This is a genomic window from Oscillibacter sp. PC13, assembly GCF_900115635.1.
GTDB lineage: Bacteria > Bacillota > Clostridia > Oscillospirales > Oscillospiraceae > Oscillibacter.
Window position 1 is genome coordinate 89,544 of record NZ_FOXE01000004.1, and the last position, 23,060, is coordinate 112,603.

24 protein-coding genes are annotated in these 23,060 nt (G+C 55.5%); 15 read left to right on the top strand and 9 right to left on the bottom strand.

Features of this window, described 5'->3' with window-relative positions:
- Positions 1–59: 59 nt before the first annotated feature.
- Positions 60–572 (bottom strand): M48 family metallopeptidase, encoded by a 513-nt coding sequence (locus tag BMZ81_RS03340; RefSeq protein WP_091128612.1) that lies wholly within the window; start codon positions 570–572, stop codon positions 60–62.
- Between the two features lie 209 nt (positions 573–781).
- Between BMZ81_RS03340 and BMZ81_RS03345 the strand changes: the two genes are divergently transcribed.
- Complete coding sequence (locus BMZ81_RS03345) at positions 782–3,226, top strand: phosphoketolase family protein (protein ID WP_091128615.1); 2,445 nt, start codon at positions 782–784, stop codon at positions 3,224–3,226.
- Between the two features lie 104 nt (positions 3,227–3,330).
- Here BMZ81_RS03345 and BMZ81_RS03350 read toward each other — a convergent pair whose 3' ends face one another.
- The 5 genes from BMZ81_RS03350 to BMZ81_RS03370 form a co-directional block, all read right to left on the bottom strand.
- A complete protein-coding gene (locus BMZ81_RS03350; RefSeq protein ID WP_091128616.1) occupies positions 3,331–3,864 on the bottom strand; it encodes a hypothetical protein in 534 nt (177 codons plus the stop codon).
- Entirely contained in the window at positions 3,857–4,744 is an 888-nt protein-coding gene (locus tag BMZ81_RS03355; RefSeq protein ID WP_091128619.1) for a DUF1700 domain-containing protein, read from the bottom strand. Before BMZ81_RS03355 ends, BMZ81_RS03350 begins: the two co-directional genes overlap by 8 nt.
- Entirely contained in the window at positions 4,741–5,058 is a 318-nt protein-coding gene (locus tag BMZ81_RS03360; RefSeq protein WP_091128621.1) for a PadR family transcriptional regulator, read from the bottom strand. Before BMZ81_RS03360 ends, BMZ81_RS03355 begins: the two co-directional genes overlap by 4 nt.
- A 181-nt stretch (positions 5,059–5,239) precedes the next feature.
- Positions 5,240–6,166, bottom strand: a complete 927-nt coding sequence (locus BMZ81_RS03365; RefSeq protein WP_177187181.1) for a SufB/SufD family protein — start codon at positions 6,164–6,166, stop codon at positions 5,240–5,242.
- Positions 6,163–6,903, bottom strand: coding sequence for an ABC transporter ATP-binding protein (locus BMZ81_RS03370; RefSeq protein WP_091128624.1), 741 nt, complete (start codon positions 6,901–6,903; stop codon positions 6,163–6,165). The genes BMZ81_RS03365 and BMZ81_RS03370 overlap by 4 nt, the downstream gene beginning before the upstream one ends.
- 312 nt (positions 6,904–7,215) lie before the next feature.
- Between BMZ81_RS03370 and BMZ81_RS03375 the strand changes: the two genes are divergently transcribed.
- The 4 genes from BMZ81_RS03375 to BMZ81_RS03390 all read left to right on the top strand — a co-directional run bounded on the left by BMZ81_RS03375 (position 7,216) and on the right by BMZ81_RS03390 (position 10,059).
- Positions 7,216–7,860: a rubrerythrin family protein gene (locus BMZ81_RS03375; protein ID WP_091128627.1), complete on the top strand. Its 645-nt coding sequence runs from the start codon at positions 7,216–7,218 to the stop codon at positions 7,858–7,860.
- 100 nt (positions 7,861–7,960) lie between these two features.
- The gene (locus BMZ81_RS03380) at positions 7,961–8,557 is read left to right on the top strand and encodes a cytidylate kinase-like family protein (RefSeq protein WP_091128629.1); all 597 of its coding nucleotides are present in this window, start codon (positions 7,961–7,963) and stop codon (positions 8,555–8,557) included.
- 119 nt (positions 8,558–8,676) lie between these two features.
- Positions 8,677–9,384 (top strand): DUF2461 domain-containing protein, encoded by a 708-nt coding sequence (locus tag BMZ81_RS03385; protein WP_091128632.1) that lies wholly within the window; start codon positions 8,677–8,679, stop codon positions 9,382–9,384.
- A 90-nt stretch (positions 9,385–9,474) separates the two neighbouring features.
- Entirely contained in the window at positions 9,475–10,059 is a 585-nt protein-coding gene (locus BMZ81_RS03390) for an HD domain-containing protein (RefSeq protein WP_091128634.1), read from the top strand.
- Between the two features lie 90 nt (positions 10,060–10,149).
- Here BMZ81_RS03390 and BMZ81_RS03395 read toward each other — a convergent pair whose 3' ends face one another.
- A complete protein-coding gene (locus BMZ81_RS03395) occupies positions 10,150–10,734 on the bottom strand; it encodes a LysE family transporter (RefSeq protein ID WP_091128637.1) in 585 nt (194 codons plus the stop codon).
- A gap of 128 nt (positions 10,735–10,862) precedes the next feature.
- On the opposite strand from BMZ81_RS03395, the gene BMZ81_RS03400 reads away from it, so the two are divergent.
- Positions 10,863–11,414 (top strand): helix-turn-helix domain-containing protein, encoded by a 552-nt coding sequence (locus BMZ81_RS03400; protein ID WP_242942555.1) that lies wholly within the window; start codon positions 10,863–10,865, stop codon positions 11,412–11,414.
- A 56-nt stretch (positions 11,415–11,470) separates the two neighbouring features.
- Here the strand turns inward: BMZ81_RS03400 and BMZ81_RS03405 are convergent, their stop codons facing one another.
- A complete protein-coding gene (locus BMZ81_RS03405; RefSeq protein ID WP_091128642.1) occupies positions 11,471–13,162 on the bottom strand; it encodes a DAK2 domain-containing protein in 1,692 nt (563 codons plus the stop codon).
- A 16-nt stretch (positions 13,163–13,178) separates the two neighbouring features.
- Complete coding sequence (locus tag BMZ81_RS03410; protein ID WP_177187182.1) at positions 13,179–13,529, bottom strand: Asp23/Gls24 family envelope stress response protein; 351 nt, start codon at positions 13,527–13,529, stop codon at positions 13,179–13,181.
- A 245-nt stretch (positions 13,530–13,774) separates the two neighbouring features.
- Here BMZ81_RS03410 and rsmD point away from each other — a divergent pair, with 245 nt between their 5' ends.
- The 9 genes from rsmD (at position 13,775) to mraY (ending at position 23,058) form a co-directional block, all read left to right on the top strand.
- Positions 13,775–14,344, top strand: coding sequence for a 16S rRNA (guanine(966)-N(2))-methyltransferase RsmD (gene rsmD, locus BMZ81_RS03415; protein WP_091128645.1), 570 nt, complete (start codon positions 13,775–13,777; stop codon positions 14,342–14,344).
- Positions 14,341–14,832: a pantetheine-phosphate adenylyltransferase gene (gene coaD, locus BMZ81_RS03420; RefSeq protein WP_091128647.1), complete on the top strand. Its 492-nt coding sequence runs from the start codon at positions 14,341–14,343 to the stop codon at positions 14,830–14,832. Before rsmD ends, coaD begins: the two co-directional genes overlap by 4 nt.
- A gap of 3 nt (positions 14,833–14,835) precedes the next feature.
- Positions 14,836–15,351: a hypothetical protein gene (locus BMZ81_RS03425; RefSeq protein ID WP_091128648.1), complete on the top strand. Its 516-nt coding sequence runs from the start codon at positions 14,836–14,838 to the stop codon at positions 15,349–15,351.
- A 425-nt stretch (positions 15,352–15,776) separates the two neighbouring features.
- A complete protein-coding gene (gene mraZ / locus BMZ81_RS03430; RefSeq protein WP_091128651.1) occupies positions 15,777–16,220 on the top strand; it encodes a division/cell wall cluster transcriptional repressor MraZ in 444 nt (147 codons plus the stop codon).
- A gap of 6 nt (positions 16,221–16,226) precedes the next feature.
- Entirely contained in the window at positions 16,227–17,174 is a 948-nt protein-coding gene (gene rsmH / locus BMZ81_RS03435; protein ID WP_091128654.1) for a 16S rRNA (cytosine(1402)-N(4))-methyltransferase RsmH, read from the top strand.
- Between the two features lie 152 nt (positions 17,175–17,326).
- Positions 17,327–17,905 (top strand): hypothetical protein, encoded by a 579-nt coding sequence (locus BMZ81_RS03440; protein ID WP_091128656.1) that lies wholly within the window; start codon positions 17,327–17,329, stop codon positions 17,903–17,905.
- Between the two features lie 115 nt (positions 17,906–18,020).
- The gene (locus BMZ81_RS03445; protein WP_242942556.1) at positions 18,021–20,372 is read left to right on the top strand and encodes a penicillin-binding transpeptidase domain-containing protein; all 2,352 of its coding nucleotides are present in this window, start codon (positions 18,021–18,023) and stop codon (positions 20,370–20,372) included.
- Positions 20,373–20,486: 114 nt separating this feature from the next.
- On the top strand, positions 20,487–21,935 hold the full coding sequence (locus tag BMZ81_RS03450; protein ID WP_091128658.1) for a UDP-N-acetylmuramoyl-L-alanyl-D-glutamate--2,6-diaminopimelate ligase: 1,449 nt from the start codon (positions 20,487–20,489) through the stop codon (positions 21,933–21,935).
- Between the two features lie 136 nt (positions 21,936–22,071).
- Complete coding sequence (mraY, locus tag BMZ81_RS03455; RefSeq protein WP_091128660.1) at positions 22,072–23,058, top strand: phospho-N-acetylmuramoyl-pentapeptide-transferase; 987 nt, start codon at positions 22,072–22,074, stop codon at positions 23,056–23,058.
- Positions 23,059–23,060: the final 2 nt, after the last annotated feature.

The following is a 23,060-nucleotide window of genomic DNA, read 5'->3' on the forward strand; positions in this document are numbered from 1 at the left end:
ACCATCAACGGGTCCGGGCGGCCTGTCCGGTTTCTCATGCACAAAAGCGCCGCACACTGTCACAGCAGCTTTTTCCGCTCCTGATAATCCGGAAGGTACTGGCGCAGAAGGGCATAAAATTGGGGGCCATGATTTTTCACCCGAATATGACATAGCTCATGAACTACTACCAAATCGACAGCCGATTCCGGGCAGTTCATCAGAAAGCAGGAAAAACAAAGACTGTTTTTTCCGCTGCAGCTGCCATATCGGGTCCGGGCGGAAGTGATTTTAATGCCGGTGGGGGAGACTCCCATTTTTTTGCTCCACTCCGCAACCTTCGGCGGTAAAATGTCGCGTGCTTTGCGTTTCAGCGCGTCAATCTCATGCTTGGTGGGAACGGGTGGCAAAGTCTCCGCCCGCAGCCTTTGCCGTTCCAGATGGACGGCAATCCAATCCGCATGCTGCTGTACAAAAGCGTCAATCCGATCCCGGGACAAAGCGCGGGGGGAGCGCACTACCACACGGCAGTCCCGGGTAATTTCCAAAGCCAACGTACGCCGGCGGGAACGAATAATTTCATAAGTATCCATGGCAATAACATAGCATACCTGGCGAGAAAATACAAGGAGATGAAAATATTTACAAAATTAAAAAATAAAGGAGCGGAATTAACGGTATGCTTAACTCGAGAACAATGTGAATAAAGCGGAAATATTTTTGGAAAATACAAAAAGTGTATTGCTTTTTGAAAAATAAGCGATATACTAAAGTTAAACGATTACAAAAAGGGGGAACTATTATGCCAAAAGCTGCTCGGAGGGTGGCAAATACAAGACCTAAAGCAAATACCCGCCTTTCCAAGAGACCGCTGCTGACGCCGGATCAGCTTAAGCAGATTGACGCTTATTGGCGGGCTGCCAACTATCTGACTGCCTGCCAGCTGTATCTGTTGGACAATCCGCTGCTGAAGCGCCCGTTGACTGCCGGAGACCTGAAGCAGACGATTGTGGGCCACTGGGGCACTTGCCCGGGGCAGAACTTCATCTATACCCACTTGGATCGGATTATCAAGCGGGAGGATCTGGATATGATCTACCTGTCCGGCCCTGGCCACGGCGGAAACGCCATGATTGCGCAGGACTGGTTAGACGGCAGCTACACAGAGGTCTATCCAAACATCACCCAGGATGAGAGCGGTATGCAGAAGCTGTTCAAGCAGTTCTCCTTTCCGGGCGGCGTCCCCAGCCACGTGGCGCCGGAGACACCCGGTTCCATCAACGAGGGAGGAGAACTTGGCTATTCCCTGGCCCATGCCTTTGGCGCGGTGGCGGACAACCCCGACCTGATTGCCGCCTGCGTAGTGGGCGACGGCGAGGCGGAGACTGGTCCGCTGGCCACCTCCTGGCATTCCAATAAGTTCCTTAATCCCATTACTGACGGCGCAGTACTGCCGATTCTGCACCTGAACGGATTCAAAATTGCAAACCCCACCGTGTTCTCCCGCATCTCCCACGAGGAACTGGAACAGTTCTTCCGCGGCTGCGGCTGGGAGCCCCGGTTTGTGGAGGGTGACGATCCGGAGGCCATGCACCAGCAGATGGCGGCGACTTTGGACTGGGCCATCCGGGAGATCCAGCGGATTCAGGACTATGCCCGCAGCACGGGAGATACCACTCGTCCGCGCTGGCCAGTGATTATACTCCGCACGCCCAAGGGCTGGACTGGTCCCAAGGAGGTGGACGGCAATGCGGTGGAAGGCGCCTTCCGTGCGCATCAAGTCCCCATCTCTATGGGGGCGGACACGGAAAGGCACCTGCCGCTGCTGGAACAGTGGCTGCGCAGCTACCATCCCGAGGAACTGTTTGACGAGGACGGCCGCCCCGTGGAGCTGATTCGCAGCTTCCCGCCCACCGGGAACCGGCGCATGGGTGCCAATCCCCATACCAACGGTGGTCTGCTGCTCCGTGATCTGCGGACCCCGGATTTCCGGGATTACGCCCTGGATGTCCCTGCTCCCGGCGCTGTGGAAGCGCAGGATATGCTGGTGCTGGGCAGCTATGTCCGGGATGTGATGAAGCTGAACATGGATGCCCGAAACTTCCGCATCTTCGCTCCTGACGAGACGGCCAGTAACCGCCTGGGCCCCGTGTTCGAAGTGACGGGCCGCCGCTTCCTGGGCGAACGGCATGAGAATGAGGATCCGGAGGAGCACCTGGATCCGGACGGCCGGGTGATGGACTCCATGCTCTCCGAGCATATGTGCGAGGGCTGGCTGGAGGGGTATCTCCTGACCGGACGCCACGGCTTCTTCAACAGCTATGAGGCATTCATCCGCATTGTGGACTCCATGTTCGCCCAGCACGCCAAATGGCTGAAGACCTGCAATGAACTGCCCTGGCGGCAGGATATCGCGTCTCTCAACTATATTCTCTCTTCCAACGTCTGGCAGCAGGACCACAACGGCTTCACACACCAGGATCCCGGCTTCCTGGACCATGTGGCCAATAAAAAGGCGGATGTGGTGCGCATTTATCTGCCTCCCGATTCCAACTGCCTTTTAAGCGTGTTTGACCACTGCATCCAGAGCCGGAACTACGTGAACGTGATGGTCACCAGCAAGCATCCCCGGCCCCAATGGCTGACCATGGATCAGGCAGTGAAGCATTGCACCCAGGGGATCGGCATCTGGGATTGGGCCAGCAACGACCAGGGCCAGGAGCCAGATGTAGTCATGGCCTGCTGCGGTGACACGCCCACCCTGGAGACACTGGCCGCGGTGACGATTCTGCGGAAGGAACTGCCAAACCTGAAAATCCGGGTAATCAACGTGGTGGATTTGATGAAGCTTCAGCCTCACACAGAGCATCCCCATGGCCTGACGGACGAGGAGTACGATATGCTCTTCACGAAGGACAAGCCTATTATCTTCGCTTATCATGGATATCCCACGCTGATTCACGAACTGACGTACCGCCGCCATAATAAGAACCTCCACGTCCGGGGCTATAAAGAAGAAGGCACCATCACCACACCCTTTGACATGCGTGTTCTAAACGATATTGACCGGTTCCACCTGGTCATCGATGTAGTGCGCCGCCTGCCGGAGCTGGGTAACCGGGGTGCTTACCTGGTTCAACGGATGAACGACAAGCTGGTGGAGCACAAGCAGTATATCAAGGATCACGGCGTGGATCTGCCGGAGATCCGAGAGTGGAAGTGGAACGAGGGAAGAGGCACAGAATAAATCTCTCAAAAAGAAGCAGGAAGCGGGACCGCTCTGGCGGTCCCGCTTTTTTACTGTCAGGCGCTTTAAGATAGCCTGAATGATCAATACACATGCTCCGGCCGTCAGTCCAGACTGATCCGGGAAATGTCGGCAGGATTCACATAAATCACCGCTTCTTCCAGCAGGGCTGGAATGTAGTCACCCAGGCGGTGTGCCTTAATATCAGATAGAACCTGATCCTTGCAGGCTATCAACAGCGCCAAATCGCTGCAGGAGTGTCCCTGCCAGGAGAAGTGGAGCCACTCCTGATCTTTTTCTGAGGAGTAGTCCGCCCAGACACCGGCCTCCGGACCGGCAGACTGATAGGTGATCTCCCACTGGAGGGTACCTGGAGTCACGTCGTTGCTGGCTTCCAGGCGGACCACATCCTTCAAGCGGACAGTGCCAACGCCGGAGTAGTCCTGAATGGAGACCGAGCCGACGGTACTCTCCAGCTGAACGGTAAAGCACTGGGTGCGGCGCTGGGCGCCGTCAATGAGCTGTTCCCCGGCATAGCTGAAGGAAGAAAACTCAGAAAAAGCCACGCCGGCGCCGATGCCGCCCAACAGCAGCCCGCTGCAGAGAAGGCCCAGCATGATCAAACGGAGGTTACGCATGATGATTCACCTCTTCTCTCTCCGGCTGCGAGGCAGCCAGTTCTACTGTCCGAACGATGATTTCAGCGGGAGACGCTTCTATTGCCTGGGACTCCTCCGGATTTTCTGCCGGGAGAGGGCGATGCCAGATCAGGGTGATGCCAAGTCCCAGAATCGCGGCACAACAGAGGACGGCTCCCAGGCAGCACAGTAGAATTCCAATCAATGGATAGCCCTGTATCAGCAGCACGGCCAGAAGCCCGATGCCCACCAACGCCAACATTCCGGCCGCAATAAACGGAACGGCGCACAGGGCCAGCAGAAGATTCCAGAGAAGCCGCAGCAGGCCGGTGCAAAGGCGTTTTACTGCACGCAGCACCTGGTGTCCCCGGTGGGAGGGGGTGGAAACCACGTTCATGTGGGGATCCTCCTTTACAGATTGTGGAACAGTGCTTTCTGATTGGGACGGGCGACGGAAGAGGCGGCGCAGAGCCAGACCGCACTGGTGAAAAAAAGAGACTGTCCACCGGCCCAGACGGTTCACACCGGCAGAGAGGCGCTGGCCGATGGAGCAGACACTGCTGGCGATACGTATGCCAAGACGGCGGAGTGTGCCCCCAGCTTTGGAACCGGCCCGCCGCAGAGCGCCGACCATATCTGCAGTTTCCTTTCCAGATGGCTCTGCCATCAGGCGAGCTGGGTCCACATGATAGGCCTCCAGAATTTCAGATGCCAGCTGCCCCGGGTCGCCAAAGTCGCGGATGGCCTCCTCTTCGGAAAGACCGGAAGCGGTGCGCAAATCGATGTGCTGCGCGTATTCCGCCAGAATATCTTGCTGCTCCGCATCCGCCAGAATGCGGATACGGCTCTGCAGATCCTTTAAAAATTCCTGCTTGTTCATTCCACATGCTCCTTTAAGAATGCGTTGACCTGTTTTGAAAACTGGATCCATTCCGACTCTAAAGCGTCCCGGTATAAAACACCGGCGGCAGTCAGGTGATAGTATTTTCGCGGCGGGCCCTCTGAAGACTCCCGGAGGTAGGTCTCAAAATAGTGCTCGTTGGTCAGACGTTTCAGCAGGGGGTAGATGGTGCCTTCATTTACATCCACAACTTTGGAGACTTCGGCCACCAGTTCATAGCCGTACATATCCCGCTTGCGGACAGATTCCAGCACAATCAGCTCCAGCACGCCCTTTTTGAACTGCGCGTTCATAACATCTCCCCTTTGAGAATGATATTATACCAACTACCTTGTATTGTCAAGTACTAAAAATAATACTAAGAGAATATGAGAAACGATGCGCAAACAGGGTGAAAAGGGGATAGGAGCTGCCAAAAAGAGAAGCAGCGGAATATAAGAAGGCAGCTGGCATTCTGCCAGCCGCCTTGTTTGATTATGCCAAAAAGCCCTTCAGGATGCAGTCCTCGGCCTCTTCCTCCGTGAGGCCCAGCGTCTCCAGCTTCAAAAGCTGGTCGCCGGCGATCTTGCCGATGGCGGCCTCGTGAACCAGCTGTGCCTCCGTGCAATTGGCGGTGATGGCGGGGATGGACTTGATCTTGGCGTCTCCCATGATGATGGAGTCGCACTGGACATGGCCAAAGCACTGGGCGTTGCCCACCATTCGGGGGTAGAACACCTGACTGGAGGAGTCCTGGGCCACGGAACGGGAGATCACCCGCCCCTTGGAGTTCTCTCCGTCCAGGTCGATTTCCATGTCGCTTTCCGCGACCTGCTCTCCATGGGTCAGCAGACGCTCAGTGATGACGGCCTCGGCATCCTTGCCGCAGACGATTTTGGTGTACCGCTTGGTGGAGTCCACACCCCGGATCTGGGTGGTGTCCATTTGGATGGAGGCACCCTCCTCCAGATAGACAATCGTCTGAGGGTTAAAGATCTTGCTGCCCTTGCCGTCGCCCTCGGCATAGTGCTTTTCCGTGTAATGCACATGGGAGTGCTTGCCCACGTGGAATGTGTGGATGCCGTCATGACGGCTGTCCTGGTCGCCGCAGTTGTGAATGCCACAGCCAGCCACAATTTCCACGCTGCAGTTCTCACCGATATAGAAGTCGTTGTATACCGTCTCCTCGATACCGGGCTTGGTGATGATCACAGGGATGTGGCAGGTTTCACCCACTGTGCCGTCCTTGATGCGGATGTCGATACCCGACTTGCCGTCAGTTTTGCCAGTGATATCGATATGCTCCGTGGACTGGCGGCCGTCGCAGCCAGTGTCCTTGCGAATATTGAAAGCACCCACGGGCTTGCCGATCAAATCGGCAATCTTTTCCAGTAGCTCGCGGTCAATTTCAGTTTCCATCATTTCGCAGCACCTTCTTTCGTCAAGACGGGACAGCCGCTCAGGGTGTCCGCCAGAATCTGAGGCAATATTTCGTCGGCAGAGCCGCGATGGCGGATGGTGCCATCCCCGACGACGACTACCTCGTCCGCCAGAGAGATGATGCGCTCCTGATGAGAGATAATGATCATCGTGGCCTTGCCCGTGGCATGGATTTGCTCAAAGGTCTCCGTCAGGCGGGCGAAGCTCCATAGATCGATGCCAGCCTCCGGCTCGTCAAAGATCATCAGCGATCCGTTCCGGGCCAGGATGGAGGCGATTTCAATCCGCTTGACCTCACCGCCGGAGAGGCTGACGTCCACCTCCCGGTCCAGATAGTCGTTGGCACATAAGCCAACCTTGGTCAGATACTGGCAGCAACGATCCTTGGACAGCTTCTCATCCCCGGAGGCCAAGGTCAACAGATTTCGGACGGTCAGCCCCTTGAAGCGGGGCGGCTGCTGGAAACCGTAGCTGATGCCGAGACGTGCCCGCTCTGTGATGCCCAAATGGGTAATGTCCTGGCCGTTCCAAATAATCTGGCCTGCAGTGGGCTGCACCAGACCCATGATAATTTTAGCCAAAGTGGTTTTACCGCCCCCGTTGGGGCCGGTAAATACCACCAGCCTGTGGTCATCAATGGTCAGTGAAATGTCTTTCAAAATGCCCAGCTCGTCATCTCCCTCACGGACGACATAGCTGATATGTTTCAGTTCCAGCATAAACGGAACCTCCTTCTGCGAAAATGCTCATAGCGTTCTTATTCTAGCAGAAACAGATAGAAAAAGCAACGGGAAGCACGGGATTCCACTGTTTTCTTTCTCTGAAGGGAAAATCCGGGGAAATGGGCTTCCCTGCGCCATGGCGGAACCGCGCAGCATGCGGCCGCTCAGCAGCCTGTGTACTGCAAAGCAGCTGCGTCTAAAGCTGTATGGAGGTATTGTAACCGGATTTTATACAATCCTCCTGTTGCGGGTGCAACAGGAACGCTTTTTTCTTCCGGGCATATGCTGGGTAGAAAAGGAGGGACTTTTATGGAACAAGATTTACATAGCCCCAATGGGTACGACTATCGCCAATATGACCGTGTCTGGCAGAGGGTGGCCCCAAACCTGGAGCCGTATCCGGGTATTCGGGAAGCGGCGGTACCAGCCATGGCGGAATTGCCTGGGCAGCCTCAGGCGCAGCCGGTACAGAACACACCGCCATCCGCCGCGCTGACAGCGGAAGAACAGCTTCCCGGCGCACAGGCGAATCCCTGCTGCATGGGGAGCGCGGCCATGGAAATGCTGGAGGTGATTGAGGGCTTCATTGAAGAGGAGCTGGCGGACCGACGGTATTATCTGGCCTTTGCACACCAGGCCCCCTCCTGGGCCCGGCAAAGACTGCGGGATCTTGCTGCTGCCGCAGGGGGCCGCGCGAAGCGCCTGATGGCGGTGTATTATCTGATTACCGGACAGTGCTATCAAGCCTCCATCAACTGTGAGCGCATATTTGTGAGCCAGTGGTGCAGCGCCCTGCGGGAGCGGTATCATGTGGAGGCCTGCAACGGCCTGAACTATCTCCGGGCGGCAGACGGCACTACAGATCCCTGTTTGACCCGGCTTCTGAACCAGCTGGGGGAGGAGTCCTACCGGGATGCGGACCAGCTGATGGCTCTGCTGGAACGGGCACTGTAAGGAAAAGCAGGGAGATTTTCGTTGCGTCTATGGCCAGAATATGATATGATACGCACAAGAGGAAATCCCCGCAGACAGGCGGGGAGACTGGGGGATCGCAATGAAAGTCATTACCATCAGCCGTGAATACGGCGCAGGCGGCCACTCCATTGGAAAACAGGTGGCGGAGAAGCTGGGCATTCAGTTCTATGACCGGGACATTGTCCGGGAGACAGCGAAGGCCAGCGGCTTTGACACGGAGCTGATTGAAAATGAGGAAGAGGATGTTACCAAGACGGACTCCATCCTGAAGAGCATCTGTTCTGCCTCCAGCACCTATTTTCATGACACGCAGGAGGTTATCCACGATGTGCAGCAGGCCATTATCCTGCGCTTCGCCCAGGAGGGGCCCTGCGTGATTTTGGGCCGCTGTGCCGATGAGATTCTGCGAAAGAACGGAATCGACAGCCTGAACGTTTTTATCCATGCCGATGAGATTCACCGGGCGGTGCGGGTCAGTCAACTGACCGGAATTACCGACGCCACGGAAATTCAGCGGCTGATGACCAAGCGGGATAGCAGCCGCCATACATATTACAGCCGCTATACCGGGAAGAAGTGGGGAGACAGCCGCAACTATCACCTCTCACTGGACAGCGGCATTCTGGGATATGAGCTGTGCACCAGGTTTATCATGGAAGCGGCGCAGGCGGAATAAGGGAGAGACACCGGGCCGGAGAGAGATCTCCGGCCTTTCTTTTGTCGATTGCGGTGATTGCTCCTGCAAAGCTTTTGTGTTATACTGTCATAGAATTTGAAATCTGACGGGAGAATGCCATGTTTACCGGATTTACCGAAGAGACCGTAGACTTTATGTGGGGCATCCGCTTCAACAACGAGCGGACCTGGTTTGAGGCCAACAAACAGATCTATCTCACCCAGTTTTACCAGCCCATGAGGGAATTGGGAGACGAAATTTATGAATTTCTCTCCGACAAGCGGCCGGACTGCGGCCTGATTCGAAAGGTGACCCGTATCTACCGGGACGCCCGGCGGCTTCACGGCCGGGGGCCGTATAAGGAAAGCCTGTGGTTTTCCGTGGAGCAGCCTTCAGAGCAATGGACCGCTCACCCAACCTTTTGGTTTGAATTGATGCCGGAGGGATGGACCTATGGCATGGGCTATTATATGCCGAAGCCTCTGACCATGGCCAAGCTTCGCGCCCGGATTGATCGGGCTCCCAAGATCATGGAAACCCTGACCCGGAAGCTGAACAACCAGCAGGAATTTGTGCTGGAGGCAGAGGAGTATAAAAAACCAAGGGCCGCTGCACCCTCCAAGATGCTGGAACCCTGGTATCGGATGAAGTCCTTTTCCGTCTGCCACAGCGACAAGCTGACGGAGGAACTGTTCTGCCGGGACATTGTGGGGCATCTGAAACAGGGATATGAATTTCTGCTGCCCTATTACGACTACTTTGTCACCCTGGATGGGGACCCGGACCCGCGCGGACACGGCAGGGCGCCTGCACCGGATGCAGACTGACGGAAAGAATTCCGCTGGTTTGAGGGGCACAGACTACCCCTATAAACGCGCCGTCAGGCGCGGAGGACAACAAAAAGGAGAGAAGTTTTTATGAAAGCATGTCCTGAGAGAGACGCCGCGTTGGCGCTGCTGCAAAAATACAACCAGGAGCATTTCCACATTCAGCATGCCCTGACGGTGGAGCGCGTGATGCGCTGGTACGCGGGCGAGTTGGGCTACGGGGAGGATGCGGATTTTTGGGCCACCGTGGGTCTTCTCCACGATGTGGATTTTGAGAATTGGCCGGAGGAGCACTGCAAAAAGGCCCCGGAGCTGTTGGCAGAAATCGGCTGCAGCGAGGAGTTTGTCCATGCCGTATGCAGCCATGGATACGGTCTGTGCTCTGATGTGGAGCCCACAGAGGAGATGGAGAAAGTCCTCTTTGCGGCGGATGAGTTAACGGGCCTCATCGGCGCAGCGGTCTTGATGCGGCCCAGCAAGAGCTGCCAGGATATGGAGCTGAGCTCTTTGAAGAAGAAATTCAAAGATAAGAAGTTTGCCGCAGGCTGCTCCCGGGATGTGATTAAAACCGGTGCGGAGCAACTGGGATGGCCGTTGGAGGAGCTGATGGACAAGACGCTGCAGGCCATGCGCGCCTGCGAGGAGAGTGTTGCCGCCGAGCTGGCAAAACTATAACAAGGAAACAGCCGCCGCGGAGAATTCTCCGCGGCGGCTGTTTGGGCATTCAGAAAGGATGCGTAGGAAACAATAGGGAAAACCAGGCAATTACAGAAACAACGAAATCGCGCACCACACCAGTACCAATGCCATGACGGTATTGGTGACCCTTGCGTATTTGGAAAACAGCAGCCGGAAGGCGGAGCCAAAGGCTGACCAGCAGAGCGTCAGTGCAAAACCGATGAAGGCCAGAAGCAGGGCAAAGCCTGCCAGTACGGCGGTTTGCCCCTGATAGACGGGGAGCACATAGGACTCCATGGAGACAATACCGTAGATGTAAATTTTGGGATTGACAAACTGCAGCAGCAACCCGTCTCGGAAGCCGCTGCCACTGTGACTTTCTTCTGCCAGAGAACCGCTGCGCCAGGTTTTCCAGGCTAGGTGCAGCATATAGGCCGCCCCGATGACCAGCATAGGCACCCTGATCTTTGGAATCAGAGCAGATACAGTCCCGCACAAAATGGTACAGGCCAGCATCACCACAGAAAAACCAACCAGAATTCCGAAATTGAAGGGCAGAGCCCGGCGGAACCCCAGCCTGCCGCCGTTGGACATGGATGCCAGAGTATTGGGGCCGGGAGTCACTGCAGTGGCAAAGGCGTATGTCAGAAACTGGAACCAGGGAAACAACATAATGCTTGGCCTCCATCTTATTATGCATGTTATGCATTACAATATCAGAATATAGAAGTCCAATATAACGGATTTCCCTTATAATGTACTACAATTACAATATCCCATCAATAGGAGGGTGGGCACTTTTGGATATTCAACTAACAGTAGCAGAAAATACCAAGCGCATTCGGGAACAGAAAAAGCTGACATTGGATGCCGCTGCGGCGCTTACCGGTGTGTCCCGCAGTATGTTGGCCCGAATTGAGGGGGGAGACGTGAACCCCACCATTTCCGTGCTGTGGAAGATTGCCGGGGGCTATAAGGTTTCGTTTACCTCCTTGGTGGAAGGCTCCAGGCAGCAGCCAGTGGTGGTACGTGGCAATACGGCTACTCCCATGGAAGAGGATGAAGGCCGGTATGTTATTTGTCCCGCCTTCACCTTTGACGGGGAGAAGCAGTTTGAGACCTACCGGGTGGCTATCCAGCCGGGCGGGCATTTGGAGGCGCAGCCCCACATGCCAGGTACAGAGGAGTTTATCACCGTATTTTGTGGACAGGCAAAAATTACCGCCGGGGAAGGGGCCTATTTGCTGGCGGCAGGAGATTCCATGCGTTTTCCAGCGGACCAGATTCACGGCTACCAGAACCCTGGTAATACGGAAACCCATCTTCATATGCTGATTTGGTATCAAAATTAGAAATCAAACAAGGCCTCCGGCTATAAGCCGGAGGCCTTGTTCAGCAGATGGGAGAGTTACTCCATAGAAATAATATAGTAGTAAACGGGCTGTCCGCCGGAGAGAATGGCCACTTCGGCATCCGGGCACACGTCTTCAAAAAGCTTTCCGGCCTTTTGGGCGTCTTCCTCAGACACATCCTCGCCGAAATACAGGGAGATGAATGAAGATTCCCGCTTCACTGCATCTTCGGCCAGGCGCCGCAGTAAGGTATCCAGGGAACCGTCGGTGCCGAAGAGCTTGCCCTCTTCCAGGGCCAGATAATCGCCCTCTTTAATGTCGAATCCATCAAAGTCGGAATCCCGGGCGGCGTAGGTAATCTGGGCGGTGGTGACAGAAGAAAGTGCTTCCGTCATGGCGGCAGTGATGGAAGCCGCATCTGGTGCCTCAAAATCCACGTTCATCATGGCAGTAATTCCCTGAGGTACGGTTTTGGAGGGGATGACCACCACATTTTTCTCCGTCAGGGCGCTGCACTGCTGTGCGGCCATGATGATGTTGCCGTTGTTGGGCAGGACAAATACCGTTTCCGCGGGAATTTTATTGATTCCGGCCAAAATGCTCTCGGTGGAAGGGTTCATGGTCTGCCCGCCGGAGACCACGCCGTCGGCACCCAAATCCTGAAATACAGCGGCAAGGCCATCGCCGGCGCAGACCGCAAGAAAGCCGTACTGTTTCTCCGGCGCGGCGATCATATGGGCGTCTTCCTCGGGGGCGGATTCCAACTCGGCCTCCACAGCATCAAGGTCATCGGTACTTTGGGCGGTTCTGCCGGCGGCCAGGTCATCCGCTTGGGTGCGCATATTCTCAATCTTAGCCAGCTCCAGCGTACCGTATTTCTGCGCCTCATTCAGCGCGCTGCCGGGAATGTTGGTGTGAACGTGGACCTTAAAGGCCTCGTCGTCCTCGCCGATGACCAGACTATCGCCAATGCTGTTCAGATAGGTTCGGAATGGCTCCAGTGAGACATCCGGAGCGGATTTTCGCACAATAAACACGGTATCGAAGGCAAAGGTGATCTCCTCAGCAGAAAGCGCGTTGAAGTCCGCCTTGTGTTTCTCTTCCACAGGCTCCTCTGAGGACGCAGGCATGGGCTCGCCCCGCATCTCTGCCAGCATGCCCTCTAAAATCAGAAGGTAACCCTTTCCGCCGGCATCCACCACGCCGGCTTTTTTCAGGACGGGGTTCATCTCAATTGTCTGGGCAAGGGCATCATACCCTTCGCGAATCGCTTCTTCCAAGACCTTTTCCACATTCTTTTCCTCGGCGGCCACTTCCACAGCCCGCTTAGCCGCCAAACGGGAGACGGTGAGAACGGTACCCTCGGCGGGTTTCATGACGGCCTTGTAGGCGGCGGAAACGCCCTCCTGCATGGAGGCGGCAAACGTGGCAGCATTCGCGCTTTCCAAACCCTTCAGCCCTTTGGAAATCCCCCGGAACAACAGGGAGAGAATGACGCCGGAGTTGCCCCGGGCACCCCGCAGCAAAGCAGAGGCGGTGGTAGAGGCAGCTTGGTCCACCGTGGAAGGGGCGGTCTTCCGCAGCTCCGTGACGGCTGTACCGATGGTCATGGACATGTTGGTCCCCGTGTCGCCGTCCGGGACAGGGAACACATTTAAATCGTTAATGGACTGCTTGTGAGCAGTGATGACGGCAGCGCCGTGCAGAATCATCTGCTTGAACAGCGCGCCGGTAATTTGTTCGTTCATTTTCCTTGTTCCTCCCTCACAGGGTCATGGAATCGACGCACACGTCCACAGCTTTGACGGACACGCCGGTATTCTTGGTCACCACATACCGCACTTCGTTCATAATGGAACGGCAGACTGCGGGGAGGTTGACGCCGTTCTCCACAATGATATGGAGCTCGATGGAAATGGAGTTGTCTTCGTGATAGGTGATATTGACACCCTTGCTCATGGCTTCCCGGCGCAGAAGATGCACCAGGCCGTCGGTCATGGAACGATAGGCCATACCCTTTACGCCGAAGCAATTGGTGGCAGCAATTCCGGTGATGTTGGAAAACACGGCGCTGCTGACGGAGATCTCACCCTGATCAGACTTGAATTGAATCATGAGAACGTCCTTTCTTTCCCAAGTATGGAGAGAAGAGGCGGCAGCGCCGCACTCCTCAGGAAAATCGCAGTGACGGATACCCGTACTTTGAGAATTCTATTATATACGATTCTTCTATAAAGTACAAGTCTAAAAAAGAATGCGCAGAGCGGCGGAATCCTATTGAAATGTGCAGAAGTTTGCCGTAAAATAAACCAAGTTATGAAACCGCCGCCGGCGGAAGTGCAAGAAAAGGAGATACCGCCATGCGTGTGATCACAGGTTCCGCCCGGGGACGGCGATTGAAAGAACTGGAGGGGATGGAGACCCGCCCTACCACCGATCGGGTGAAGGAGGGGATGTTCAGCGCCCTGCAGTTTGACATCGAGGGACGGAAAGTGCTGGACTTGTTTGCGGGGACCGGCCAGTTGGGAATCGAGTGCCTCAGCCGGGGTGCGGCCTCAGCCGTGTTTGTGGACCGCCGGGCTGATGCGGTGAGACTGATTCGTGAGAATTTGCAAGCAACCGGCCTCCAGGACCGGGCCCGGGTAGTGGCTGGAGACTCTTTGGAGTTTTTAAAAACGCTCCGGGAACCGTTTGACCTCATTTTTCTGGATCCGCCTTATGAGGCAGGGCTGGTGGAACTCGCAATTGCCCATATCGCAGGATTTGACATTCTCAAACCGCATGGTATAATTGTGGCGGAACATCCCGCAGAGCGTCTGCTGCCGGTATTGGAGGCGCCTTACCGCATCCACCGCACCTACCGCTATGGGAAGATCGGAGTGACGATCTATCACCGCACCGGAAATGAAGAAAAGGGAAAAGAGTCATGAGAACAGCCATTTGCTCGGGAAGTTTTGATCCCATTACACTGGGACACATGGACTTGATTTGCCGTGCTGCTGCCTGCTTCGACCAGGTGTATGTCTGCGTCAGCCCCAACGCTGAAAAGAAAAATCAGATGTTTACGCCGGAACAGAAGCTGATGCTGGTGCAGATGGCAGTGGAAGAACTGCCGAATGTGGAGGCGGAGCTGTGGCCGGGCTTGCTGGCGGATTTTGCCGTGAACCATCATGCAACCGCCATTGTCCGGGGTGTGCGCAACACGGCGGATTTTGACTTGGAATATCAGCTGGCCCTGATTAACAGGAATATTTATGAGGGCCTGGAAACTCTGCTGCTGCCGGCCAGCCCGGCTTACCAGCATTTCAGCTCCTCAATGGCACGGGAGATGATTCGGTACCGTCAGCCGTTGGAGAAGTACCTGCCCGCAACCATTATTCCCTTGGTGCGGGATCTTACTGAGAAGAAGGAAGGATAACATATGGCAAACGATGTCAACCGTCTGATCGACATGCTGTATGAGCGGATCGAAGACGCGAAGGCCCCTGCGCTGAAGCCAAATATGAGTATGGTGGACCGGGATGAAATGCTGGATCTGCTGGATGAGTTGCGGGCGCAGCTTCCGGTGGAGATCAAGCGTGCACAGGAGTTGTTGGCTGCCCGGGAGAAGTTTGTGGATGACGCCAAACGGGATGTGGACCGTATGATGCGCCAGGCGGAACTGGATGCAAAGGCTAAGGTATCGGACAGTGAAATCCTGTATGCAGCAAAGGAGAAAGCCCGGCAGATTGTGTCCCGGGCGGAGGAGCGGTCCCGCCAGCTGTATCAGGTGGCCAACGAGTATGCTGAGGATGCTCTGGCCCGGACAGAAGAGGCTGTGCAGGCGGCGCTGGACGAGGTGAAGCAGTCACGTGTCAGCTTCCGCAGCGCTTCGGCGGCAAAAGCGCAGGAGCAGAGGGAAAAGCTGGAGGGAAGATCCTTGGAGGAACCGGAATAAGGTGGAAGATGAAAAGCGGTCTGGCAGCGTGCTGCCAGACCGCTTTTGCCGGGTCGACCATAATCTAAAAAATTTTGTAAAAAACGACGAGAAAAACTGTGAAACTTTTTTGATATATTCAATATTTTGAAAATGAATTTAAAAAAGGAGCCTATCAACACAAGATATTGTGTCGACAGGTTCCTTCTGTTTTACGTAAACCGACGGCTCCTGTGTCGAACACCTGTTTGGAAAATGACTTTTTAGCCCCAAAATACATGATTTTAGCAGTTTTTGGGAGATTTCTATCAGAAAAAAATCCTTGCAATCCAAAAGAGTTTCGCTTATACTCAAAGCATGTGGTGGGGAAAAGTGGGTAATTAGTGCAATTAAGTGCCAGACTTTCCCGCTCGGGGCCAAAAAGCGGGGAAAGGGGGCAGGCGGTTGTGGCAAGATTATTGGGAAAATCCAATAACAGTATTGACACAAAAGGCCGGCTTGTTATCCCTTCTACCATGCGGGAGGCCCTTGGAGACACCTTTTACATTACGATTGGAGCGGAACACTGTCTGACTATCTATCCGCAGGCAAAGTGGGAACAGATGTCTGAAGAGATGGACGATTTAAGTTATACAGAGGCCCGGGCCCTGACCCTGCTGTATGCCAATGCCGTTCAGTGCGAGCCGGATGCCCAGGGGCGGGTTCTGATTCCAGCCAGCCTGCGCAAGCACGCGGGGCTGAAGAAAACGGCCACCATTGTGGGCTTGAACTCCTTTGCGGAAATTTGGGATCAGAAGACATGGGAGGAGCGGGAACAGCGGATGCTGGAAAGCGATGACATGGCGGCGGCCATGGACGCGCTGGCCCGTGCTCGCCGCAGCCGGGGGTAAGCGCCTATGGAATATATTCACAAGCCCGTTTTGCTGCGGGAGTGCATAGAGGCGCTGCAAATCCGTCCTGATGGAATTTATGTAGACGGTACACTGGGCCGCGCAGGGCACTCAATCGAGATTGCCCAGAGGCTTACAACCGGCCGGCTTGTGTGTATCGACCGTGACCAGGCAGCGATTGAGGCGGCAAAGATTCGCCTGGCGCCCTGGATGGATCATGTGACGCTGATTCACAGCAATTTTTCGGAACTGGACACGGTCCTCCAAGAGGCCGGCACCGACGGCGCAGACGGGATGCTCTTTGATTTGGGTGTGTCCTCGCCCCAGTTGGACGATGCATCCAGAGGCTTTTCTTACATGCAGGATGCGCCCTTGGATATGCGGATGGATAAGGATGCGCCGCTGACGGCTTACGAGGTGGTGAATACCTGGAGCCAAGAGGAACTGCGCCGCATTCTGTATGAGTATGGCGAGGAGCGGTACGCTCCGGCTATCGCAAGGGCGATTCTCCGGGCGCGGGAAACCGCACCGGTTCAGACAACCTTGGAACTGGTGGAAATCATCAAGAGTGCGATGCCGCCTGCGGCGCTGCGGGAGAAGCAGCATCCGGCAAAGCGCAGCTTTCAGGCAATTCGGATTGCTGTCAATGGAGAGTTGGATGCCTTGCCGCCCATGCTGCATGCAGCGGTAAACGGCTTAAACCCGGGAGGACGGCTGGCAGTGATTACCTTCCACTCTCTGGAGGATCGGATTGTAAAGCGGGCACTGGCGGAGATGGCCAGAGGCTGCACTTGCCCACCGGAGTTTCCGGTGTGCGTATGCGGAAAGAAGCCGGCCATCAAACTGGTGACCCGAAAGCCTGTTGTTTCCGGTTCGGACGAGCTGAAAGAAAATCCGCGGGCCCGGAGTGCGAAGCTGCGGGTTGCGGAAAAGTGTAATTCATTTGATCTGTAACAGGCCAGCAGTCCCGCTATGTGTGACGGGCTGCTATAGATGCAGCAGATAAAGTTTTGAAACGGCCGGGCGAAGCCCGTCCGTTTGCACGAAAAAAGACTTACCTTGCGGAAGGAACGCTTTTGCAGGAGTGTGTGGACAAAAGAGGAGGAATGGGCGTGGCTTCGGCAGCACGGGAACTGCGGTACAGTGGGTATAGCAGCAGAAGCGCCGTATACGGTGATCTGGCATATGATCTGGACCGGGAAGTTCGGGAGCACACTCTGCGTCATGCCGGAGAGGCACGTCGCCAGCCGCGGGAGGAATCTATGGCGCGGCCACAGGTGCGCCGGGTTTCACAGGTACAGGTGCGGCAGAAACAGAAACTCTCTGTGTTTTCCCTGCTTGGATTTGGCGCAGTGGCAGCATTGGCGGTGCTGGTGCTGATGAGTTACATTCAGCTGACGGAACTATCCAGCCAGGTGGTGGAACTGAAAAGCCAGTTGTCCACCTTGCAGACGGAAAATGTGACACTGACTGCCCAGTACGAGCGGATGTATGATCTGGAAACTGTTAAGGCTGCGGCAGAGGCTGCCGGGATGGGAAAACCCAGCAACAGCCAAATTTACTATATTGACCTGAGCGATGGTGACAACGCTGTGGTTTATCAGAAGGAGGAGCCGGACATCCTCAGCCGCCTGCTGACGTCCCTGAACCACGGCATTTATACAGTGGTGGAATATTTTGATTGAACACTGCACTATAATGAATGGACAGTGAGGAGTAAGAAGGGGGACTTCTTACTCCTTGCTTTGGTATTCAAGCGCTGGCGGGATTGGGTGCCCGGCGGTTAGGAGGCAATTGATCATGGCAAAAACACCTGGAAGAAAGAGCGATGCCGCACGGCGGGCCAATCAGGTTATTCGCGGGCGGACAGTTTTGATGATGGTGCTGCTGGGCGTCGTTACTTTTCTGCTTCTGTTCTGGAAGCTATACGATCTGCAGATCAACCAACACGAGGAACTGCAGGAAAAAGCGGTAAAACAGCAGACCCGCAGTACGGTGGTAACGGCCTCGCGGGGAACCATTTATGACCGGAACGGCAACACACTGGCCATTTCGGCCACAGCGGAGACAGTATTCGTCTCCCCGAAGGAAATCAGTGATCACGCAAAGGAGCAGGACAGCAATTACATCGCCCGGGGCCTCAGCCGGATTCTGGAGGTAGACCAGGACAGCATCCTGAAAAAAATGGAGAAGACACAGTCCCAATATGAGATTGTCAAGCTCCGCACAGATCAGGAGGTGGCAGACGAGGTCCGCCGGTTTATCAATGGGGAAATTGACGACGCGGGCAATGCCCTGACCACAGTCAATGAAGAGGGGGATACGGTTCTAATCGCCGATCCAACGAAAGGCCCCACCAAGCTTCGCGGGATTTATATGGAGCCGGATTCCAAGCGGTACTATCCATACGGCACACTGGCCTCCAATGTCATTGGCTTTGTTGGGACGGAAAACTCCGGGCTCATGGGGCTGGAGGCCAAGTATGACGATGTGCTCCAGGGGACGGCGGGGCTGACGGTCACCGCCAAAAACGCCGCGGGTAGCGACCTCTTGTATCAATATGAGCAATACTATGATGCAGAAAACGGACACAACCTGGTGCTTACGCTGGATACCAATGTCCAGTATTATCTGGAAAAGGGCTTGAAGAGCATGCTGGACAAATTCGGCGCTGCCAACGGCGGCACCGGCATTGTCATGAATCCAAAGAACGGTGCGATTCTGGCAATGGCTACTTACCCCAACTATGATCTGCAGAATCCCAGTGAGATTTACGATACGGATCTCCAGGCTGCGCTTCAGGGGCTGGAGGAGGGAAGCGACGCCTATAAGAGTGCGCTGGGAACTGCCCAGCAGACGCAATGGCGCAATAAGTGCATCGACTCCACCTATGAGCCCGGCTCCACCTTCAAACCCATCACGCTGGCAACGGCGTTAGAGGAAGGTGTGGTCAATATGAACACCACCTTTACCTGTACCGGCTCTATCCGGGTGCCAGGCTGGTATAAGGCCATCGGATGCGCCAAAAAAGCCGGGCACGGCACCCAGACGCTGAAGGTGGCCACCGGGAACTCCTGCAACCCGGCCTTTATCACCATGGGCCTGAAAATTGGCACCCAGACCTATTACAAATACCTTAAATCCTTCGGGTTGATGGAAAAGACCGGCGTGGACATGATCGGTGAGACCAGCGGTATCTTTGCCGACGAGAAGAGCTTTAACTCCAACGTGGTGTCTCTGGCATCCTATGCATTCGGTCAGACGTTTAACGTCACGCCGCTGGCGCTGATCCGCGCCCAGGCCGCTACCATCAACGGCGGGTACCTGTATACGCCCTATATTGTGGACCAGGTGCTGGATGACAACGGAAACATTCTGGAACAGCACGACGCCACACCCGTGCGTCAGGTAGTCAGCGAGGAAACCTCCGCCCTGGTGCGGGAATGCCTGGAGTGGGTGGTGTCCGACGGCGGTGGCAAAAACGGCCAGGTTACCGGGTACCGCGTCGGTGGCAAGACTGGTACCGCCGACAAAACCGGCACCAGGGACGTAGTGGTGTCCTTTATGTGTTTTGCCCCGGCGGATGATCCCCAGGTGATCATGCTGCTGACTATGGATACACCCAGCCGGAACACCGGCACGCCGGTGTTTGGCGGTACCATGGTGGCCCCTGTGGCCAGCCGGATTATGAGCGAGGTTCTGCCTTGGCTTGGAATCGATCCGGACTATACGGCAGAGGAACTGGTGGGCGCGGATACGACGGTACCCAATGTGGTGGGGAAATCTCTGGAGGATGCGAAAACACGACTGACCAGTGCGGGATTTGCTTATAAGACCGTGGGAGAAGGTTCCACTGTTACGGATCAGACGCCTGTGGGCGGTGCCATCGTCCCCAATAATGCGTCCATTATCCTATATCTGGGGGCGGAAAAGTCCGATGCTTTGTGCACGGTGCCCAATGTGGTGGGATTGAGTGCGGCTCAGGCCAATACGGCCATGACGAATGCAGGATTGATTATGAAAGTGGCTGGAGCGACCACCTCCAGCTCTGGAAATGTCCACGCCATTTCCCAAGTCACAGCGGCGGGGACAGAGGTGGAGGCCGGCACGGTGGTTACGGTCCAATTCGGTGATAACTCCGTTTTGGACTGACCACAGGATTTGCATGATTTTCGGCACATTCTCCCGTATACTTCTCATTTCTGCCTGTTTATAATACAATAGGCATTTTAAAGAAGCAAAAAGGGAAGAAACGAGGCGCATATCATGAAATTAAAGGAACTTTTACAGGGGATTTCTGTGCTGTCTGCCACTGCGGACATGGAGATGGAGATTTCCAATGTGAGCTACGATTCCCGGAGCACCAAGCCGGGCGAACTGTTTGTGGCGATGCGCGGCTTTGAAACGGACGGTCACGCCTATATTGACAAGGCTGTGACCGCCGGTGCGGCTGCAGTGCTTTGTGAGCGGCTGCCAGAGGTACCTGCTCCCTATGTACAAGTGGAAAACTCCCGCCGTGCGCTGGCTGTACTGGGGGCGAACTTCTTCGGGCATCCGGCCGATACCATGACGATGGCGGCAGTGACCGGCACCAACGGTAAAACCACCACCACCTATCTGCTCAAGGCAATTCTGGAGCAGGCGGCGGGGGCCAAGGTGGGGCTTATCGGCACCAATCAGAATATGATTGGCAACGAGATTCTGCCTACCGATCGAACCACGCCGGAGTCCTTTGAACTGCAGCGCCTGGTTGCTGGGATGCGGGACGCCGGATGTACCCATGTAGTGATGGAGGTTTCCTCCCATGCTTTGGCACTGGACCGGGTATACGGCGTGCATTACGCCGTGGGAATTTTCACGAATTTGACTCAGGATCATCTGGATTTTCACAAAACGATGGAGGCTTACTGCGACGCAAAAGGCATCCTGTTCCAAAATTGTGATGTGGGCGTATACAATGCCGATGACCCCTGGTCAGAGCGGCTGATGGAGGGAGCGGCCTGCCGGAAATATTCCTATGGAGAGCGTGAGGGGGCGGACCTGCGTGCGGAAAACATTTCCCTCAGCGCCAGCGGTGTCATGTTTGACGCCGTCGTAAACTCACGGCGCGTCCCAATAAAGGTTGGCATTCCCGGCGGATTTATGGTATATAATACGCTGGATGTGTTGGGTGCCGCGCTGGCGTTGGGAATTTCGGTGGAAAACAGTGCCCGCGTGCTGGCCGGCGTTCCCCACGTGAAAGGACGGGTAGAGGTGGTTCCAACGCCCGGAAAAGCATATACTGTGCTGATTGACTATGCACACAGCCCTGACGGTCTGCGGAATGTGCTGTCTACAGTGAAAGGGTTTGCCAAGGGGCGGACTGTGGCGCTGTTTGGCTGCGGTGGGGACCGGGATCGGACCAAGCGGCCCAAGATGGGAAAAATCGCGGCAGAGTTGGCTGATTTTGTAGTGGTGACCTCTGACAATCCACGCACAGAGGAGCCTGCTGCCATCATCGCCGACATCCTGCCCGGCCTGGAGGGCACCGCAGTGCCGTATGTCGTTGTGGAAAACCGGGTGGAGGCGATTCACTACTGCCTGGACCATGCACAGCCGGGAGACGTCATTGCCCTCTGCGGCAAGGGACATGAGACCTACCAGGAGATCAACCATGTGAAGCATCATATGGATGAACGCGAGATTGTGGCGGCATATTTGAAAAAACAGGGATAACCGGGCGGCGCTTTCGGGGCAAGTCCGAGGCCCTGCGCCGCCCCTCCGGATAAACCACAAACTTCCCACACAGTGGGAATGCTGCCAAAGCGCCGGAACTGTGCCCGGAAAAAGAAGAAGAGGGAGAAAAAACAGCATGAAAGAAGCACTTTACGCGGCGGCGGGGGCATTCGTCCTGACGCTGCTTATCGGCCGGTTTCTGATTCCGGAGCTGCGAAAGCTGAAGGCTGGCCAAGAAATTCGGGAAGACGGTCCCACTTGGCATCAGTCCAAGGCCGGGACTCCCACAATGGGCGGCGTCATGTTTATCATCGGCGCGGGTGTGACGGTATTTGTGCTGGGATGGCCGCGGATGCTGAGCGGGGATTTCTTCCATCTGTATCTGTATCTGTTTGCGCTGGTATTCGGGCTGATCGGCTTTGTGGATGACTATCGTAAAGTGCGCCAGCACCAGAATGAGGGCCTGACCGCCAAGCAGAAGTTTATTCTGCAGCTGGCGGCGGCCGTAGGCTTTTTGTGCCTGATGCGATATGAAGGCCTTTTGACCAACGACCTGTGGGTTCCGTTTTTGAACGTTACATGGACGGTCAACTGGATTGTGTATTTGATCTTTGCGGCTTTTGTCATTGTGGGCTGCGTGAACGCCGTGAATCTGACAGACGGAATTGACGGTCTGGCGGGCAGCGTGACGCTGGTGGTAATGGCCTTTTTCTCCGTAGTGGGGCTCCTCTGGGGCACATGGGGAAGCCAGGCTTTGTTCCCGGCGGCGCTGGCGGGGGGACTGGCAGCCTTTTTGGTGTATAACCACCACCCCGCCAAGGTGTTCATGGGCGATACGGGCAGTCTGTTTCTGGGCGGTGCCGTGGCGGCCCTGGGGTTTGCATTTGACATGCCGCTGATTCTGATTCCGGTTGGCATCATCTATATTGCGGAGACGATGTCCGACATTATTCAGGTGGCCTATTTCAAGGCTACTCACGGCAAACGGTTCTTCAAAATGGCGCCGCTGCATCATCATCTGGAGCTCTCCGGGTGGAGCGAGGCAAAGCTGGTGACTGTATTCTCTGCCATCACGCTGGTGTGCTGCGCACTTGCGTATATTGGAATTCAAGGGCGCTACTGAGT

Coding starts and splice junctions, on each gene's coding strand:
- BMZ81_RS03340 (WP_091128612.1), bottom strand. CDS start 572: ATGGATACTTATGAAATTATTCGTTCCCGCCGGCGTACGTTGGCTTTG.
- BMZ81_RS03345 (WP_091128615.1), top strand. CDS start 782: ATGCCAAAAGCTGCTCGGAGGGTGGCAAATACAAGACCTAAAGCAAAT.
- BMZ81_RS03350 (WP_091128616.1), bottom strand. CDS start 3,864: ATGCGTAACCTCCGTTTGATCATGCTGGGCCTTCTCTGCAGCGGGCTG.
- BMZ81_RS03355 (WP_091128619.1), bottom strand. CDS start 4,744: ATGAACAAGCAGGAATTTTTAAAGGATCTGCAGAGCCGTATCCGCATT.
- BMZ81_RS03360 (WP_091128621.1), bottom strand. CDS start 5,058: ATGAACGCGCAGTTCAAAAAGGGCGTGCTGGAGCTGATTGTGCTGGAA.
- BMZ81_RS03365 (WP_177187181.1), bottom strand. CDS start 6,166: ATGATGGAAACTGAAATTGACCGCGAGCTACTGGAAAAGATTGCCGAT.
- BMZ81_RS03370 (WP_091128624.1), bottom strand. CDS start 6,903: ATGCTGGAACTGAAACATATCAGCTATGTCGTCCGTGAGGGAGATGAC.
- BMZ81_RS03375 (WP_091128627.1), top strand. CDS start 7,216: ATGGAACAAGATTTACATAGCCCCAATGGGTACGACTATCGCCAATAT.
- BMZ81_RS03380 (WP_091128629.1), top strand. CDS start 7,961: ATGAAAGTCATTACCATCAGCCGTGAATACGGCGCAGGCGGCCACTCC.
- BMZ81_RS03385 (WP_091128632.1), top strand. CDS start 8,677: ATGTTTACCGGATTTACCGAAGAGACCGTAGACTTTATGTGGGGCATC.
- BMZ81_RS03390 (WP_091128634.1), top strand. CDS start 9,475: ATGAAAGCATGTCCTGAGAGAGACGCCGCGTTGGCGCTGCTGCAAAAA.
- BMZ81_RS03395 (WP_091128637.1), bottom strand. CDS start 10,734: ATGTTGTTTCCCTGGTTCCAGTTTCTGACATACGCCTTTGCCACTGCA.
- BMZ81_RS03405 (WP_091128642.1), bottom strand. CDS start 13,162: ATGAACGAACAAATTACCGGCGCGCTGTTCAAGCAGATGATTCTGCAC.
- BMZ81_RS03410 (WP_177187182.1), bottom strand. CDS start 13,529: ATGATTCAATTCAAGTCTGATCAGGGTGAGATCTCCGTCAGCAGCGCC.
- rsmD (WP_091128645.1), top strand. CDS start 13,775: ATGCGTGTGATCACAGGTTCCGCCCGGGGACGGCGATTGAAAGAACTG.
- coaD (WP_091128647.1), top strand. CDS start 14,341: ATGAGAACAGCCATTTGCTCGGGAAGTTTTGATCCCATTACACTGGGA.
- BMZ81_RS03425 (WP_091128648.1), top strand. CDS start 14,836: ATGGCAAACGATGTCAACCGTCTGATCGACATGCTGTATGAGCGGATC.
- rsmH (WP_091128654.1), top strand. CDS start 16,227: ATGGAATATATTCACAAGCCCGTTTTGCTGCGGGAGTGCATAGAGGCG.
- BMZ81_RS03440 (WP_091128656.1), top strand. CDS start 17,327: ATGGGCGTGGCTTCGGCAGCACGGGAACTGCGGTACAGTGGGTATAGC.
- BMZ81_RS03445 (WP_242942556.1), top strand. CDS start 18,021: ATGGCAAAAACACCTGGAAGAAAGAGCGATGCCGCACGGCGGGCCAAT.
- BMZ81_RS03450 (WP_091128658.1), top strand. CDS start 20,487: ATGAAATTAAAGGAACTTTTACAGGGGATTTCTGTGCTGTCTGCCACT.
- mraY (WP_091128660.1), top strand. CDS start 22,072: ATGAAAGAAGCACTTTACGCGGCGGCGGGGGCATTCGTCCTGACGCTG.